The organism is Maricaulis sp. ABE4_448 (assembly GCF_056160825.1).
Genome location: NZ_JBSWXX010000001.1, coordinates 439,767 through 456,612, shown reverse-complemented (window position 1 = coordinate 456,612; position 16,846 = coordinate 439,767). Strand labels below are relative to the sequence as shown.

16 protein-coding genes are annotated in these 16,846 nt (G+C 67.1%); 4 read left to right on the top strand and 12 right to left on the bottom strand.

Features of this window, described 5'->3' with window-relative positions:
- Window positions 1-34: 34 nt before the first annotated feature.
- The 7 genes from ACXAJV_RS02305 to ACXAJV_RS02275 all read right to left on the bottom strand — a co-directional run bounded on the left by ACXAJV_RS02305 (window position 35) and on the right by ACXAJV_RS02275 (window position 8,529).
- Complete coding sequence (locus tag ACXAJV_RS02305; RefSeq protein WP_475081464.1) at window positions 35-1,747, bottom strand: alkaline phosphatase D family protein; 1,713 nt, start codon at window positions 1,745-1,747, stop codon at window positions 35-37.
- Between the two features lie 71 nt (window positions 1,748-1,818).
- The gene (locus ACXAJV_RS02300; RefSeq protein ID WP_475081463.1) at window positions 1,819-4,512 is read right to left on the bottom strand and encodes a TonB-dependent siderophore receptor; all 2,694 of its coding nucleotides are present in this window, start codon (window positions 4,510-4,512) and stop codon (window positions 1,819-1,821) included.
- A gap of 138 nt (window positions 4,513-4,650) precedes the next feature.
- Window positions 4,651-5,694 (bottom strand): FecR family protein, encoded by a 1,044-nt coding sequence (locus ACXAJV_RS02295; protein ID WP_475081462.1) that lies wholly within the window; start codon window positions 5,692-5,694, stop codon window positions 4,651-4,653.
- Window positions 5,691-6,203: an RNA polymerase sigma factor gene (locus ACXAJV_RS02290; RefSeq protein ID WP_475081460.1), complete on the bottom strand. Its 513-nt coding sequence runs from the start codon at window positions 6,201-6,203 to the stop codon at window positions 5,691-5,693. The genes ACXAJV_RS02295 and ACXAJV_RS02290 overlap by 4 nt, the downstream gene beginning before the upstream one ends.
- Window positions 6,204-6,351: 148 nt before the next feature.
- Entirely contained in the window at window positions 6,352-6,627 is a 276-nt protein-coding gene (locus ACXAJV_RS02285) for a hypothetical protein (RefSeq protein WP_475081457.1), read from the bottom strand.
- Between the two features lie 124 nt (window positions 6,628-6,751).
- Window positions 6,752-7,261 (bottom strand): hypothetical protein, encoded by a 510-nt coding sequence (locus ACXAJV_RS02280; protein ID WP_475081454.1) that lies wholly within the window; start codon window positions 7,259-7,261, stop codon window positions 6,752-6,754.
- A gap of 116 nt (window positions 7,262-7,377) precedes the next feature.
- On the bottom strand, window positions 7,378-8,529 hold the full coding sequence (locus ACXAJV_RS02275) for a helix-turn-helix domain-containing protein (RefSeq protein ID WP_475081452.1): 1,152 nt from the start codon (window positions 8,527-8,529) through the stop codon (window positions 7,378-7,380).
- A gap of 138 nt (window positions 8,530-8,667) precedes the next feature.
- On the opposite strand from ACXAJV_RS02275, the gene ACXAJV_RS02270 reads away from it, so the two are divergent.
- Together ACXAJV_RS02270 and ACXAJV_RS02265 are read left to right on the top strand one after the other, a co-directional pair.
- The gene (locus tag ACXAJV_RS02270; RefSeq protein ID WP_475081450.1) at window positions 8,668-9,801 is read left to right on the top strand and encodes a hypothetical protein; all 1,134 of its coding nucleotides are present in this window, start codon (window positions 8,668-8,670) and stop codon (window positions 9,799-9,801) included.
- A 17-nt stretch (window positions 9,802-9,818) separates the two neighbouring features.
- A complete protein-coding gene (locus tag ACXAJV_RS02265) occupies window positions 9,819-10,007 on the top strand; it encodes a hypothetical protein (RefSeq protein WP_475081447.1) in 189 nt (62 codons plus the stop codon).
- Here the strand turns inward: ACXAJV_RS02265 and ACXAJV_RS02260 are convergent.
- From ACXAJV_RS02260 to ACXAJV_RS02240, 5 genes are read right to left on the bottom strand one after another with little or no spacing between them, the layout of a single operon-like run.
- A complete protein-coding gene (locus ACXAJV_RS02260; protein WP_475083273.1) occupies window positions 10,004-10,951 on the bottom strand; it encodes a formylglycine-generating enzyme family protein in 948 nt (315 codons plus the stop codon). The genes ACXAJV_RS02265 and ACXAJV_RS02260 overlap by 4 nt on opposite strands.
- Window positions 10,948-12,036 carry an MBL fold metallo-hydrolase gene (locus ACXAJV_RS02255; protein WP_475081445.1) on the bottom strand — a complete coding sequence of 363 codons (1,089 nt, stop codon included), beginning with the start codon at window positions 12,034-12,036 and terminating at the stop codon, window positions 10,948-10,950. The genes ACXAJV_RS02260 and ACXAJV_RS02255 overlap by 4 nt, the downstream gene beginning before the upstream one ends.
- Window positions 12,033-13,298 (bottom strand): DsbA family protein, encoded by a 1,266-nt coding sequence (locus ACXAJV_RS02250; RefSeq protein WP_475081443.1) that lies wholly within the window; start codon window positions 13,296-13,298, stop codon window positions 12,033-12,035. Before ACXAJV_RS02250 ends, ACXAJV_RS02255 begins: the two co-directional genes overlap by 4 nt.
- Before the next feature lie 8 nt (window positions 13,299-13,306).
- On the bottom strand, window positions 13,307-14,950 hold the full coding sequence (locus ACXAJV_RS02245) for a sulfatase-like hydrolase/transferase (protein ID WP_475081441.1): 1,644 nt from the start codon (window positions 14,948-14,950) through the stop codon (window positions 13,307-13,309).
- Between the two features lies 1 nt (window position 14,951).
- Window positions 14,952-15,653, bottom strand: a complete 702-nt coding sequence (locus ACXAJV_RS02240; RefSeq protein ID WP_475081438.1) for a glutathione S-transferase family protein — start codon at window positions 15,651-15,653, stop codon at window positions 14,952-14,954.
- A 108-nt stretch (window positions 15,654-15,761) separates the two neighbouring features.
- Between ACXAJV_RS02240 and ACXAJV_RS02235 the strand changes: the two genes are divergently transcribed.
- Window positions 15,762-16,154, top strand: a complete 393-nt coding sequence (locus ACXAJV_RS02235) for a hypothetical protein (RefSeq protein WP_475081437.1) — start codon at window positions 15,762-15,764, stop codon at window positions 16,152-16,154.
- On the top strand, window positions 16,151-16,771 hold the full coding sequence (locus tag ACXAJV_RS02230) for a TetR/AcrR family transcriptional regulator (protein ID WP_475081436.1): 621 nt from the start codon (window positions 16,151-16,153) through the stop codon (window positions 16,769-16,771). Before ACXAJV_RS02235 ends, ACXAJV_RS02230 begins: the two co-directional genes overlap by 4 nt.
- Window positions 16,772-16,846 lie beyond the last annotated feature (75 nt).

Below are 16,846 nucleotides of genomic sequence, written 5' to 3'. Positions count from 1 at the left end.
GCGAACTGCCCCTCCGCAAGAGTCGGATGCCTGGCTAGGGCGTCTCCAGATCCAGGCCGGCGGTGCCGATGCGGGAGCGGGCGGTCAGCAGGCGGGCAGCCGTGTAGTCGCGTTCGCGCACCGTGCTGACGCCGACATAGTCGGCCTCGATCTCGTCGCGGCGGGCGGTGATCAGGATGAAGCCGCGATCGCGCACATTGGTGAAGCGGATATCGCGATTGGTCTCCACCAGTGCGCGCTGGGCAATGGCGTAGATCGTGTCCTTGTCACCATTGATATAGCTGTAGCCGGTCGGCGAGGTGATGCCGGTCGTGCCGAACTCGATCCCCACCCGTTCGCCATCCGCCGGGTGGTGCAGTTCATTGGCCCAGAACATATGGCTGTCGCCGGACAGGACGACGAGATTGGCATTCGCAGCCCGGGCTGCATCGTAGAGGCGGGTGCGCGCGGCCGGATACCCGTCCCAGCTGTCCAGGCCGATCGGCAGGCCAAGCCGCGAACGCTCCAGCCAGGCCGCGGCATAGCCACCGGCCTGCAGCGTCGCGGTCACCACATCCTCGGGGAAGTGGCGCATATAGTCCGGCGAACGCATCTGGGCCATCACGGTCTGGTTGGCCAGGATCTGCCAGCTGATACCGCGCTCGCGCGATGCCTGCATCTGTGCGGCCAGCCAGGCTTCCTGCGGCGCGCCCAGCATGCTGCGTGACGGATCGGCGAGCACGTCGCGCTCGAAGCGGGCGATATCGGGCTCGCCGTCGAGCATGGGCATGTCGCGGCTATAGCTGAGCTGCTCGTCGCGGCCGGTCAGCCGGCTCTCGATCACCAGCACCGTGCCGACCTGGCCGAAATCATAGACCCGGTTGAGGCGCTCGGCCGCCTGGCCAGCCTCGGGGTCGCGCATCGGCATCCATTCGAAATAGGCGGTCAGCGCCGCATCGCGGCGCGCCAGCCAGCGGCCCTCGGTTTCCGGATCGTGATTGCCGGCACCGTCGACCCAGCTGTTATTGGCCGTCTCATGATCGTCCCAGATGGTGATGAAGGGCGCGGCGGCATGGGCGGCCTGCAGGTCCGGATCGCGGCGATAGAGCGCAAAGCGCGCGCGGTAATCGTCCAGCGTGACGATCTCGTGCTGCGGCTCCAGCAAGCGGCCGAGCTCGCGCCCGGTAGCGCCGTCATACCCGTCCTGCCCGTACTCGTAGATATAGTCGCCGACATGGATCACGGCATCCAGCTCGCCGGCTTCGGCGATCTCGCGATAGGCATTGTAGAAACCGGAGACATAATTGGCACACGAAGCCAGCGCGAGGCGGACCGGCGCATCCCCGCCAGCCGGCAGGGTCCGCGTGCGGCCGGTGGGCGAGACGGTCCCGCCGGCATGGAAACGGTAGAAATAGGTGCGGCCCGCAGCCAGGCCGCGCACGTCCAGCTTCACGGTGAAGTCGCGGGCGGCAGAGGTTTCCGCGGCGCCTTGGCGCACGATGCGGGCGAAGCCCTCATCCTCGGCCACTTCGAACCCGACAGTCAGCGAACGGACATCGTCTTCCGGCACGGCCCGCGTCCACAGGACGACACTGTCGGACCGCGGATCGCCGCTGGCCACGCCCCAGTCGAAACGGGCGGGACTGTCAGCGCGTGCCTGTGAGGGCAGTCCGCCGCCAAGCACGGCAAAGCCGCCGCCGAGAACACCCAGCACGCCGCGGCGTGTGGCAGACAGGAGGGCAGGAGAGGTCGGACGGGAGCCGGTCATGGCAGTCTCCGGAAGTCGTGAAAGGCAAAGGGAAAGGCGGGCCGGGCGGCGAACCGCCCGGCCCGGCCGGATCAGAAGTCGTAGCTGAGATTGATGCGGAAGATGCGGGGCAGTCCCGGCATCACGGCCACTTCCTTGTAGACCTCGGCCGACGGCGTGAAGTAGCGCTCGTCGAAGAGGTTATCGATATTGGCCGAGACCGTGAACGCGCCGACTTCCAGGAAGCCCGACACGCGGGCCAGCGTATAGGCCGGCAGCTCGATGTCACCGGTCATGATACCGCCGGTTTCCGACACATAGGTCGCACCGGCCGTGATGCCGGCGAGCATGTCGTGACCACCATAGCTGAACGGGTCGGTGGTGTAGGTCCCGAACACGCTGAGCACGGTTTCCGGGATGGTGTTCAGCTCGTAGCCGTCGGCGAGATCAGCAAAATAACCGGCATTGTTGAAGGCGAAAGTGCCACCATAACCGGCCACCGGATCGACGCCGAACAGGTCCGGACGCACCTGCAGGTACTCACCATTGCCGGCGCCGGGCGCATCGACCCGCGTCTGCTGGAGGGTGGCCGAGCCGATGAAGGCCAGATTGTCGGTCGCCAGCCAGTGGACCTCGGCCTCGAAGCCTTCCGCCGTCGTACCGTCGATATTGCCGAACATGTCGGCCTGGCGGCGGTGCTGCTCGTAATAAGCCAGGCCACCGAAGAGATTGCCGTCCAGCAGCGAGAACTTCACGCCGACTTCACGCAGTTCGGACGGCGAGATGTAGAGGCCGGCCTCGATCGTCCCGACGCTGACACCGCCGGTCTGGGTGGATTCCAGGGCACGCGGCTCGGCATAGGTGATGTAGGGCGTCAGGCCGAAGGGCGTCTCGTAACGCACCGACAGCGACCAGGTCATCGCGCCATCACTGTCCGAGACCAGCGTGTTGGCCGTGCCGAACACCGTGGCGCCGGTATTGATCGCCTCGACGTCGAAATGGTCGTAGCGCAGACCGGCCAGGAAGCTCAGACGCTGGAACAGGGTGATGTCGGAGACGGCAAAGACCGCCTGCGAATTCCACTCCATGTCATGGCGCGAGTCCCAGATGATCTCGCCGCTGGCATCGCGCGGCAGTGCGATCCGGTCGGTTGCCGTCGGGCCTTGCGAGAGATCGCGGCGGTCCAGGGCGATATAGCCCGACAGGAAGCTCTCATACTGCTGGGCTTCATGCGTGCGATAGGCGGCTCCCACCACGCTGTCGGCGCGCAGGTTTTCGCCCATCTCGGAGTGGAAGCTGTAGCTGCCGCGCAGCTCGACAGCCGTCGCTTCGTAGTCCGCGCCAAAGCCGAAGCTGTTATAGCGCTGGTTTTCGATGTGATCGCGGAAGATCTCGACGGCGAAACGGTTGCCGTTCTCGGCCTCATGCGCAAGCGAGGCGTAGCCGGTCAGGGTTTCGCTGTCATTGTAATCGCCCGGATCGGCGAAAATATTGCTGCCGTCGAGCGTCGTCGTGCCGACACCGGTATCGAGCGCGAACTCCGGACGGTTTGCGCCGCCGAATTCCTTGATCTGGCGCAGGTTTGACAGGCCCCAGCTGGCGCCGATGGCCGCGTCGATCTCCGAATAGCTCAGCGAGCCATTGCCATCGAGATCCTGCAGGTCTGTATCCCGGCCGGTGATATAGGTGCCGTTGTCGATCAGCGCCTGGGTGACGCGGTTCCAGCCCGGCGTCTGGATCTGGCCGGACTCATCGAAATACATCGCGTTGAGCTCGACGGTCCAGTTACCGCCCAGATCCGACACATAGGTACCCTGGATATTGGTGTGTTCCGGCTCGATGAAATTGTAGTAGGAGCCGGAATCCTCGAACTCGCCGAACAGGTGGAAGCCACCCTGGCCGGCCGGGATCGCCACTTCACCCGACACCACACGGCGGTCATGGGACCCACCCGAGACGGTCACCGAACCGGTCACGGCATCGACATAGCGGCCGTCGACGCCGTCACGCGCGGTGCGCGGAATGAAGTTGAGCAGGCCGCCCACCTTGCCCGGACCATAGATCGGGGAGGACGGACCACGCAGCACTTCCACATAGGCCGCCGCGCTGAGGTTGGACGAGAAATTGCCGCGGTTCTCGATGCGCTTGAAGCCCTGGAAATAGGTATCAGCCAGGGTGCCGCGCACATTCAGATTGCCCGGAACGCCGAAGAAGCTGGCCGTGAACGTGCCCGGCACGGCGGCCAGCAGATCGTCGACGTCTTCCATGCCGAAACGGTCGATGGTGATCTCGCTGACGCGGCTCGCCGAGCGCGGCGTTTCCAGCAGCGAGCGCGACAGGCCGGTGAGCGAGTCGGTGGCCTCGGTCTGCAGCTGGTTGAGCGGATCGACGCGGGTGCCGGTGACCTGGATGGTCTCGACTTCGCCGGCGCGGGTCTCGCGCGTGGGCTGGACCGTCAGCGGCTCGATCACCACGGCGCCATCAGCGGTGACCCGATAGCCCAGATTGGTGCCGCGCAGCAGGATGCCCAGCGCTGCAAACGGCTCGGAAACCCCCGATACGGAGGCCGAGCGCAGCCCGTCCAGCAGCGGTCCCGGCGCGACGATGACGAGGCCGGTCTGCGAGGCCAGCGCATCGATGGCGCTGTCCAGCGGCTGTGCCGCGATGCGGATCTCGCTATTGGCCGCCGGCGCATCCTGCGCGGCGGCACTGGTTGCAGCCAGCAGGGCTGCCGCCAGCGCGGTGGAAAGAAGCCGGACGCGCCGTCCCGTGTGTCCGTTACTCATGGTGAAACCCCTCTCAAAAGGAAGCCCGGCGGGCTTGATCGAAACCAGGCGGACCGGCCTTGCCATCCGGTCCGCCTCCTTTTGACGGCGAGCTGTGTCAGCTCTTTTCACGCTGGAGAGAAGTTTCGCAAAAACTTCTTATTCAACAGCATCCCGGCGCCGCAGGACAAAGCTCCCATCCCCCGTCCTGACAAGCTCCAGACCATGGCTCAGCGCAATGCCGGACAGGGCCGCCTCGAGCTGGTCGATGCGGAAGGAGGAGGTCACGCGCAGAGCGCCGAGATCGGCACTGCCCAGACGCACACCGCCAGCGTGATAGCGATTCACGTCAGCGACGATGTCGGAGAGCGGCGTGTCGCGATAGGCGAGCCTTGTCTGCACCCAGCGGGCCGCCTGATCCGGCTGCATCTCCTCGCGCTGCCAGGGCGTGCCGGCCTCGGCCACGATCCGGTCGCCAGCCTGCAGAACGGCATCGGCGCCGCCTTGCCCCTGCACCCTCACCCGGCCTTCCACAACCCCCACTGCAGTCGTGCCGGAGGAGCGATTGACCTCGAACACCGTGCCCAGCACCGTCGCCGACAGGGTACCGGCCTGCACCGTGAAGGGCCGGCTTTCATCGCGCGCGACGTCGAACAGCGCATCGCCGCCCGACACCAGGCGCACCGCCCGCGCATCGCGGCCGAAATCGACCCGGATCGCCGTACGCCCGCCCAGCGTGACCCGGCTGCCATCGGCCAGTTCGACCTCGCGGATTTCGCCAATGGCGGTCTGATAGACCTCCATCCGCCCGGCGCCCGGCCCTGCCACACGCGGATCGCCCGGCAGGGTGAACAGCACCGCCAGCGCCAGCGCCGCAGCCAGCAGGCCTGCCCCGCCCGCAGCCAACAGGCCCCGGGGACGCAGAACCGTCTGCAGCCAGGACCGCAAGCGCGTGCCAGTGATCCCGTACTCCGTCCGCCGCTCGCGCGCGGCGGCACGGTCCAGCGCCTTCGCATTGAGTGTCTCGTCCCAGCCCAGATCCGACCACAGCGCGCCGACCTGCGAAAAAGCTTCGGCGTGCGCCGCCGACGCATCGAGCCAGTCGCGCAACGCTTTGGCCTCGGCCGGGGTCAGCCCGTCGAGCAGACGGACATGCCAGTCGCGCGCCTGTGAGGCGATCAGGGTGTCGTCGGCTGCGTTCATTCTTCCCCATCCGTCGCGAGCGCGGCCTGCAGGGCCGTCAGGGCCCTGGCGATCTCGCGGCTGATACCCGCTTGCGACAGACCGGTCTCTTCCGCAATCTGCCGGTAGCTCAACTCCTCAATGCGGCTCATCACGATCAGTGTGCGCTGACGCTCGGGCAAAGCCCGGATCGCCACGTTGAGACGCGAAAACCGCTCCTTGGAAGATAAGACGTTTTCAGCCGTCCTTTCTTCCACCCGGGGAAGAAGCGGATCGGTTTTTTGCCGTTCGGCATGGCGCTGGCGCACGCCCATCTTGCGCAGTTCGTCGATCATCCAGTTGCGCGCCATGGCAAACAGGAAGGCCCGCGGCCGTTCGACACGCGCCGCTGCGCCCAGCTCGATATATTTTTCGAAAGCGATCTGGATCGCGTCATCAGGATCGGGCGGGCCGTCTCCGAAACGCCAGCGCAACGCCTGGCCAAGCGCGGCGCTGTGCTGTGCGTAGAGACGTTCCAGTGCGGCCTTCATGGACAGGGCTCCCGCCGGTCGCGCTGCCCATATCAAGCCGCCGCACCGCCCGCAATGGCGGCGTCAGGGGTATCGCACCGGCGTGCAACCCCCTGATGTCAGTCTTCGACGGCCATATTTCAGCCGCGCCGGCCCGGCGTGGTGCGCATCAATGTGCCGGGTTCCACGCAGGTTGCACCGTTTCGCCGGCTGCATTGCGATAGGCCACGCCGGTCAGCTCCCGGCCGTCATGACTGTAGCGGACCTCGGCAAAGCCCCAGACCGCATGATCGACGGAACGGCCGGCCGCATCACTGAAGCGCCACTCGACCGTATGAGAGCCCCAGCGGGTAGCCTGCGGCGACCCGTCGGCATCGATGAAATCGGCCCGCTGCTCGCCGTAGTCGGGCCCGGGAGCGTAGCGGATCTCGGCGATCGCGCTCATGCTGCGACGGGCCGGGCGTGGAGATCACGCCGTTTCCTTCTTCAGTGGCATCAGAAAAGCGGTGCGACGGGCCGGCCCGAGAGTGGGGATACCGTGGCCGGCCCGCCGCTTATGTCCTCGCGGTCTATTGCGAGGCCATCTGGTCGAACCAGGCGCGGTACATCGGCGCCACGGCATCGCCGTAGTAGAGGAATTCCGGCTCATCGCGGCGCAGGGCGACATTGTCGTCGGCAAAGGCCACGAAGACCGGCGTGTCGTGTGTCGGCGTGCCGTGTGCGGCATGCAGGGCGGCCAGGTGCGTGGCTTCTTCGGCCGCATCGGTCAGCACCCAGATGAAGACCAGGCTGTCATCGGCAAAGACGAATTCGGCCAGACGCCCGGCGCCGGCGTGATCGAAGCCGCGGCAATCGACCTGGACATGGCTGGTTTCGGCGACTGGCAGGTCGGCCGGATCGAGCGTGCGGACGTCATAGTCGTCGCACAGCCGGTCGAAGACCGGCGACATCGCCTCGAGGCCGGCGCCGAAGCTGACATCGGCGGGCAGAGCGGCGCCTTCGGCATGGGCCGTGGCACAGCCCGCGCTGAAGAAGGCCAGGGACAGGGCGGCAAGGCTGAGGAGGTTTTGAGGACGCATGGATTTTCCTTTCGCGAGGATCGCGTTTGAACACGCCGGCGGTTTTCGGGCCGGCCTGCCCCTCCTGTCGTCCCATTGCGCGATCCCGGTCGTCCCGAAACCTGTTTCGGGACCGATTAGTTGCTCCGTGGCTCTTTTTCGTTGCTCCCGCTTCGCCCGGCCCGCGCCAGTTCGAAGGCCTCGGTCGGGGTTTTTCCGGTCACGTCGCGATAGATCCGGTTGAAGGTGGATTTCGAATTGAAGCCGGCCTCGTAGGCGAGCTCCATGATGGTCCGGCCGGCATTGTCCGGGTCCGCCATCAGCGCATCGATGGCGCGGACCCGGTAGCCGTTGATGAAGCGGGCGAAACTGGCCCGGCCGCGCAGATTGATGGCCCGAGAGACGTCGCGCGGGCTCAGCCGGAGCCGGGTCGCCAGATCGGTCAGCGACAGGCGCGGCTCCTGCCAGGCCGCCTCGCGCTCGATCAGCTGGCCGATCCGCGCAAACGCCTCGGCATAGCGCGCCTCGTCCTCGTCGGCCGGCGCGCGCGGCGCCGTCAGGGCGATGTCGGGCAGCGCGCCCCGCCTGTCATCATGCGATCGGGCGGCACCCGTCATCAGGGTCAACAGGGCGACGACCGCGGCAATGATCACCGCCAGGGCCAGATCGTCCGGGATGGCCTGCGAGGTGAAACCGATCACTTCACGGCCGATATCCATCAGCGCCAGCGCAATGAAGGCGACCAGCGCCGCGTGGACCCAGTCCAGCGAGATGGCCAGATCGTCCGAGCGCCATTCTGCCCTTTGCCGCCCGTGCCGGTAGAGCTGCTGCAGCGCCAGGCCGATATAGATGACCAGGCTGGGCAAGCCGAACAGGTAGGGGATGGGCGGTTCAGGCTGCCAGATCGCGATGACGAGCGCAGGCAGCGCGTGAAGCGCCGTGACCGGTTGCCAGCGGAAAGCCTCTGCCGCGACGCCCCGGACAAACAGGTAGAAGGCGGGACCGTAGACCAGGCCGAACGCGCTGGTGATGTCGAAGGCCGGTCCGATCACGCCCAAGCCGACGCCCAGATTGAAGGCCATGTGGACGGAAAAGGTGGCGCACAACAGGGTCAGCCCGCGCAGGCGCGGCCGCGACAGCAGAAGACAGGCCAGGATCGCGCAGTGATAGGCGGCGATCAGCTGGGCGATATCGAGCGTCGTCAGATACATGGGCACCCGGTTGGCTGCAGCACCGGACCGGCGCGCGCGAGAATAGCGGCCAGCCTGCCCCCTCTCTAGGAGCGCCATGCCGGCAGCCGATAACACCCACCGAGATTATCAGCTCATTGCCGCGCGCGTCGTTAAATTCAATCCAGCTTATCCCGCGCGCATCGCCCGCCGGGCACAGGTGACATCCCTGACGCTCCTGCCCCAGCGAGACCCATCATGTTCAAGACCCGCCTGCTGACCGGCGCCGTTCTGTCCTTGGCCGCCTCGATGCCCGCCTTCGCCCAGGACAATGCCGACTACCGGCATCTGATGTTCCGCGAAACGCCCTACGCTCCCTATCGCGGCATCCATCCGATTGACCCGGAACAGGCCGAGACGGTGGCGCACTATGATTTCTCCTACGATGCGCAGGGGCGGGTGACCCGTATCGCCTACCAGATCGGCGACACGCCGATCGGCGATAACGGCGTCTTCGACACCTTCATCTGGTTCGCACCGGAAGTGCGGATTGCCTGGGAGGACGGCCGCGAGGTCCACACCTACTACGGCCGCGGCGGCGAGCAGATCTCGGCCCATGGCGATGTTTACCGGGCGGTCTATACGCTCGACGAGACCGGCGCCCGCACGGCGCTGGAATTCTTCGACGAAAGCGGCGCGCCCTCCCAGAACGCCTGGGGCGTTCACCGCTATAGCTGGCGCCCCTCCGATGACGGGCACATCTTCGAAAATCGCTACGATCTGGCCGGCGAGATGGTGGCGATGCGGCCCGAGCTGGAATTCTACGAGATCAAGCTGGAATACGATCGCGACGGGCGCCTGGCCTTCATGCGCAATTATGGCCGCAATGGCGAGCCAACCAACAATCCCACCGGTGCCGGTATCGACCGCATCACCTATGACCTCGACGGAAACTTCATCCGCTGGCAGGTCTATGACCATGCTGGCAATGCGGTCGAGGGCAATACCCCCGGCGTGCATCTGGGCGAGCATCTCTATGACGCAAACGGCAACAAGATCGGCATGCGCGGCTTTGACCGGCACGGCAATGTCCAGACCTTCTCCTGGGGCACGGTGCTCAACCGCGTGCGCTATGACGAACGCGGCAATCGCGTCGGGATATGGAATTACGGCCCGGACTGGAACGAAACCATCCGCCTCGAGTGGACCTGGTCGGAGGATGGCACCCGTGTCACCGCCATCCGGTCGCTGACGCCGGAGGGCGAGCCGGTCGCGCACCGCGCGCTGGGCGGTGCGGCCATGCTGCGTTTCGAGCGTGACCAGGAGGGCGGCGTCTCGCGTCAGGCTTTCAATGCCGACATGACGCCCTTCACGCCGGCGGAGCCAGGATGATGCGGCCGGAAGTCCCCATGATGGCGGTGTTAAGCGCGTCCATTCTGCTGGCGGCGGCACTGGAGGTCTACAGGCCTGTCCCCGAACCGGTTCCGGCTGCCCCGGCACCGGTCGACTACGGGGCCAGCCTGTGGGCCGACTACCGCCAGCGTCACCTCGCCCACGGCGACAGCGTGGAAGCGCCGGACACGGGCGCGGCGCGCTAACCGGCGGGGGCGGGCTCGCGCGTGACCGTGCGGAAGCCGATATGGCTGGCCGAGAAGTCCCATTCCTGGGGCTGACGCGCGGCCGGGCGGAAGCGGGCGCAGAAATCCGAGGCGCACAGATAGGAACCGCCGCGGATCGTGCCTGCCGCTCCCCCCGCATCGAACGGGCTCGCCGTCCACTCCCAGACATTGCCGATCATGTCGAAGGCACCGAAGGGATTGGCCTCATAGCAGGCGACCGGTGACAGGCCGGCAAACCCGTCATCGCCGCGATCGATGACCGGGAAGACGCCCTGCCAGGTGTTGGCCCGCCATTGCCCGCCGGGCCGGAATTCCTCGCCCCAGGCATAATCGGTGCCGTGACCGCCGCCGCGCGCCGCGATCTCCCATTCATCCTCGTCCGGCAGATCGGCCCCGGCCCAACCGGCATAGGCGCGCGCATCGGCATAGGCGACATGGACCACCGGATAGCCCGCACGGCCCTCGATATCGCTGCCGGGCCCCTCCGGATGACGCCAGCTCGCGCCCGGCACGAAGCGCCACCAGTATCCCGTCCCGGCATCGACGCCGAACACGGCCGAACCCGGTTCCAGCAGGCCCGGATCGATATCGGGATAGTCGGCCGGGTTGGGCTGGCGCTCGGCAATCGTGACATAGCCCGTTGCCGCCACGAAGGCCGCGAACTGGGCATTGGTGACCTCGTGCGCGTCGATACCGAAGCCGGGCGTGGAGACGGTTCGTTCAGGCCGTTCCTCGCGATTGCGCACAGGCCCGCCGATCAGGTACTCGCCGGCCGGAATGGCGACGCGTTCGCCCGGCGTCACCGGACGGCAGGCTTCGGCGTGCGGCGCGGGCGCGGAGCCGCCGCCACCCGCGCCGCACCCCGCCATCACAAAGGCCAGAACTCCGGCCAAACCCGGGACTGGCGGCAGGCGGAAGATCATCGCCAATGCGCAAACTCCACCGCATCCGACCCGGCCGGCAGCCGGATCACATCGCCATCGCGGGCGAGGCGCACCGGCCCGTCGAACCGCGCCCGCGCCTCGCGCAGGAAGGCCGGCTCCATCAGCCGCGACGGCACCGGCGGTACGACATGGGTCAGCACGAGGGCGCGCGTGCCGCTGGCGGTCGCGGCCTCGGCGGCGCCGGCCGGCGTGGTGTGATAATCGAGAATATCCACCGTGATCGTCGCCAGATTGTCCAGACCGCGATCGGATGCGGCCTGCGTGATCGGTGCCACCATGCGCGGCTCCAGCGCCTCGACGATCAGCACATCGGCGCCTTCAGCCAAGACCGCAAAGCCCGGCGAGCGCCCGGCATGCAGATCGCCGCTGATCACCAGCGAGCGGCCGGCATGGTCGAACCGGTAGGCCACGGCCGGATCGGCCGGCGCATGATCGACCCGCACGGCGCGCACGACCAGACCGGCGTCTTCATAAACCGTGACAGGTACCGAGCCGTCGCCCGGCTCGAAGACCGCGGCCGTCAGTCCGCGCCCGGCGGGCGGGGCGATGGCGGCGCCGTGATGGCCGGTGCGATAGGTGCTGTCGAGCGCATAGGCGGCGTTGAACCCGTCGACCACGGCCTCGACGCCCGGCGGGCCGTATACCGGCAGCGGCGCTTCGGCGGCACGGCCGATCCAGCGCTGCAGGCCCAGATCGCCCAGATCGCTGAGATGGTCGGAGTGGAAATGGGTGAGAAAGACCGCCTCGATCGCGCCGGCCGGCAGGCCGGACAGGAGCAGGTTCGCCACCGATCCCGACCCGCTGTCGACCACGAAGATCCGCTCGCCCGCGATCACCGCGACACAGGCCTGCGCCCGCGTCGGATCGGGCAGCGGCGAGCCGGTGCCGCAGAACATCACATGCAGCCCGTCGGGCAAGCCGCCCAGCCGATCGCGGCCCACGCGCTGGGAGACCTGCTGGGCAAAGGCGCGCTCGCCCAGGCCGGGCAGAAAGACCTTCGCCGACACGGCCAGCAGCGCCAGCACACCCAGAACCACCGCCGCGATCATGATCAGACGTTTCATGTGCCCGGCTCTGCCATGTGTTGAAGGGCGTCCTCGACCACCCAGAGCCGGTCCTGACCCCAGACGGCACAATCGCCGGCCCGGTAGCTGGGCACGCCCCACAGGCCGAGCCCGGCCAGTTCGCTGCGATGCCGTTCCGCGACCGCCCGCCAGCTCTCGTTCGCCAGGGCGGCATCGACATCGGCGCGGTCCAGCCCGGCGCGTTCGGCCATGATCCGCAGGCCGCGATCGCTGCCGCCATCGAGCCCTTCCGACCAGGCCCCGCGCAGGAAGCTCAGCAGGAAAGCCTCGCCCTTGCCCTGTCCGATCGCGCGATGCAGTACGGCCAGGCCGCGCTCGGTCGGCCGGCCCAGCGGATCGGAGATATCGCCGAAGGGCAGGCCGAGCCGCTGTGCCTCGCGGGCGCAATCCTTGAGGAAATAGACGCCCTTGCGGCGCGGCACCGGCAGGCTGCGCATCACCATGGGCAGGACGAAATGGATATCGACCTCGACATTCCAGCGCCGCGCCAATGCAAACACGCGTTCGGCCGCAAGATAGGTGTAGGGGCTGCGCAGGGAGGGGTAGAAAGTCAGCCGCGCACCACCGCAATCGCCCGTCCGGCTGCTCTCGTGCAGCACGGGAATTTGCGGCGTGAGGCCCGCACCGCCACTCTCGCCGATCAGCCGCGCCTCGAGATGGTGCAGCCGGTCGGCCGCCCAATACCATTCGCCCTCATACCAGAGCGTCGCCGACTGGAAATGCCCCAGCCGGTCACGCAGGGCCTCGCCCGCCTGGCGGGCCGCCGCGGCCCTGATCCCGCCCGGCGGCAGATCACCGCCGCTCCACAGGGCCGCATCAATGACCGCAATCCGCCCCAGCGCATCCGGCCCCCCCAGGCTTTCGGCCGCGGCCGCTTCGGCCGCCGCGATCCGGTCTGCAGACGGTGGGTTGGTGAGGTCTGGCACATCCAGGCCCAGACGCTGCGCCAGCCGGGCGCTGTCGGCGAGGGCGAAGGCGTCGAGCTGGTCCGGCTCCGGCGCCACAGCGGCTTCGGGCAGGCCGACGAGATGGCAGATAATGTCGGCATCGAAACGCTCGGCGAGCGCGCGCACGAGGCCCGGCATCAGCACGCTGGCCGGATCGCCGAAGCGGTGGAAGTAGAGGAATTGCCGCCGCGCCCCCCGGGCCTGCCGTTTGCGCTGGGCCAACAGGCGGGCCGCATCGCGCCGCTTCAGGCTGGTGATCCGGCGATAGACGCGACGTTTGATCCAGTTACGCATGCCGGTCCTCAATTGGGCCAGTGAACATAGTCGTCTTCCTCAGAAAGCGGCTCCAGCAGATGCCGGTCGATAAAGACGGGCGGCTCGACCAGGCTGGGCCAGATCGGCCGGGCCTGTTCGGCATCCAGCTCGTCCAGCCGCGTCATCATCGCCGCCAGGCGCGCCGGCTCAGCGGCGGCCAGATCGGTCTGCTCGGTCGGGTCCTCGGCCAGGTTGAACAACCAGATGCGTTGCGGATGTTCGGAGACCTGCAGCTTCCAGCCCTCGTGCAGCAGCACGCGATAATGGCCGGACCGCCAGAACAGGGCACGCTCCGGCACCGGACCACCGGTGGCGACATCGATCAGGTCGATACCGTCAATGGTCCGGTCGCCCGGCAGATCGGCCCCGGCGGCGCGCGCCGCCGTGGTGAAGAGATCGACATGGGCCGCAGGCGCCTCGATGACGGTGCCCGGCATCACCCGCGCCGGCCATTCCACCAGCATGGGCACGCGGATACCGCCCTCGAAGAAGGTCGCCTTCCAGCCGCGATAGGGGGCGTTGAGATCGGGAAAGCCGATATAGCCCGGTGCGCCATTATCAGAGGAGAAGACGATGATCGTATTCTCCGCCAGCCCCTCTTCCGCCAGGGTCTCGCGCACGCGGCCCACGGCCCGGTCGACCGCCCGGATCATCGCCGCATAGATGCGCAGCCGCTCATCCTCGATATGGCCCAGCGCCTCGACGTCCGAGCGCAACGCCTGCAGCGGCGTGTGCGGGGCGTTGAGGGCGAGATAGAGGAAGAAGGGCCGGTTGCGATTGGCCTGGATGGCGCTGACCGCCTGATCGGCGAAATAGTCGGTCATGTAGCCGTCCGGCGCAAAGCGCTGCGAGCCGTTCCAGCGCACGGCGTAATTCAGATTGGCCCACAGGAAAGGATCGATCGGGTCGAAATCCTGGCGCAGATTGACCGCGTCGGGATGATCCGGCGGCAGGAAAAGCGCCGCTCCGGGATAGAAGCCGACCCATTCGTCAAAACCCTGGTTGTGCGGCTGGAAGGGTTCTGCGGCCCCCAGATGCCATTTGCCGATGAACAGGGTGCGGTAGCCGCTGTCGCGCAGGATTTCCGCCATGGTGATCTCGTCCGGCGGCAGGCCCTGCTGGTCGGTCGGGATCGCTTCGGCGACGCGGTCATCATGGAAGATCGCCTCGCGCGGGCCATAGTCGAACGAGCCGACCAGGCGATGGAAGGCAACCGGCGCCGGTGTGAATTCAAAGCCGAACCGCGTGGCATAGCGCCCGGTCATGATCGCCGCGCGCGAGGGCGCACAGGTGGCATTGCCGGCATAGCCGTTGACGAAGACCGCACCATTGGCGGCGATGGCGTCGATATTCGGGGTCGGCACATCGCCGGCGGCCAGCCCGCCGCCGAATGTGGCGATGTCATTGATGCCCAGATCGTCGACCAGGATGACGATCACATTCGGCGACCGCTCGCCCGGAGCGGTATCGGCCGTCTGCGGCCCCTGGCCCCAGACCACCTGTTGCGTCTCGCCGATCGGGTCGCGCCAGCGGTCGATTATGCCGGGCAGCGCGATCCGGTGGGGCCAGGCCAGCGCCAGCGCGCCAGCCAGAAGAACGACAATGCCGCCGAGGATGAAAAGCCAGCGCATCTCAGTCGTCCTTGCCCGTTGTCACGATGGTGCGCGCACCGCGCACGAAGGTCTCGGCCTTGTTTTTCGCCTCGCTGCCGCCCAGCAGTTCGGAAATATCGGCCGGCACCTTGATACCCGCCTGCGCGGCGGGCCGGTCCTCGATCTGGGCGATCCAGCGATTGAGATGGGGAAAGGGCTCGCGGTCGACACCGGACCAGAAGGCCGTGCGCGCCCAGCACCAGTTGGCGATATCGGCGATGGAATAATCCCCGGCCAGATATTCATTCTGCGCCAGCTGACCGTCGAGCACACCGAACAGGCGCGCCGTCTCGGCCTGATAGCGCTGGATGGCCGCTTCGATCTTCTCGGGCATGTAACGGTAGAAGACATTCGCCTGGCCCATCATCGGGCCCAGCCCGCCCATCTGGAACATCAGCCATTGCAGCACGGCCATGCGCTGTTTCGTGTCCGGCGGCATGAAGCGGCCGGATTTTTCGGCCAGATAGATCAGGATGGCGCCGGACTCGAAGATCGTCAGATCGGCCTCGCGATCGACGATGACCGGGATGCGGCCGTTCGGATTGAGGGCGAGGAATTCGGGGGTCTTCTGCTGGCCCTTCATCAGATCGACCGGGTGTACCTCATAGGGCAGGCCCGTCTCCTCGAGCATGACCGACACTTTCCAGCCATTCGGCGTCGGCGCTGTGTAGAGATCGATCATTGCGGCCCTCCCCGGAGTTTCGCCCTGCTCTCGCAGGCGATTTGACGTGACGCTAGATTGTGGCATTGTGCGTGTCAATTGTTTGCGTTCGAGCGGGAGACGCCTGGCATGCTGCAACCCATCCTTCGTGCGACGGCCGGCCTGGCCGGCGCCAGTCTTGTTTTTCTCGGCCTTCTGGCCCTGCTGGTGCCGATGCGGCTGATGCCCCATGTCGGGCTGGAAAGCCCTGAGGCGCTGGGCCTCAACTTCATGCGCGGCGATGTCGCCGCCTCGCTGGGCCTGATCGGGCTTCTCGTCCTGCGCGCCGCGCTGGTGGGCGATGGCCGGCGTCTGGACATTCCGCTTGCCTGGGCCGGCCTCGTGATCGTGGGACGCCTGGTCGGACTGGTGCTGGATGCCGGCGCCATGGCGCACGCCACCGCCCTCGCGCCAGGTCTGCTTCTCTTCGCGCTGATAATGCCCGCCCGTCTTTGGCTGCGCCCGGCCGGAGCGGCCGCATGACCCGGCCGGCTTCCACCGACGGACGTCATGCCCGCCGCCATGCCAGCCGCGAGAAGATCACGCGCGCCTTCCTGGAATTCGTCCGCGAAGGGGTGAATGAACCCAGCGCCCAGTCCGTCGCCGAACGCGCCAGTGTCAGCGTACGCACCGTTTTCCGCTGTTTCGAGGACATGGAAGCGCTCTACCAGGAACTCTCCGCGGCCGTGCGCGCCGAATTCCTGCCGCGCGCCGTACTGGATCTCAACACCGCCGACCGGATGGAGCGCCTGAAACGCCTCGTGGCCAACCGTGTGATGATGTTCGGCGAGATGGAGCCCTATCGCCTGGCCGCCGAAAACTATCGCGACCGCTACGAGACTTTCGAGGACGACTACCATTTCCTGATCGCCAAGGAATGCGAGCGCCTGGAGATCGCCATCAATCCGGACGGCGTGCTGTCCGCTGAGCTTTTCGATGCACTGACCGCCGTCACCGGCTTCGGCTATTGGCGCCGCCTGCGCTTCGATCTGAATCTGACCCGGGCCGGGGCTGCCCGTGTGATGGAGATGTCGGCCTGCGCCATCCTTGACACGCTGGACCGCATTCCGCCGGTCGAGGATGAGGGCGGGGTACGATGAACCCGGTGGCGCGGGGTCTGGCGCATACTCCGCTCGTCACGCCGCCGCAATCAGGGGCCCGGAGGCTCCGGCTTG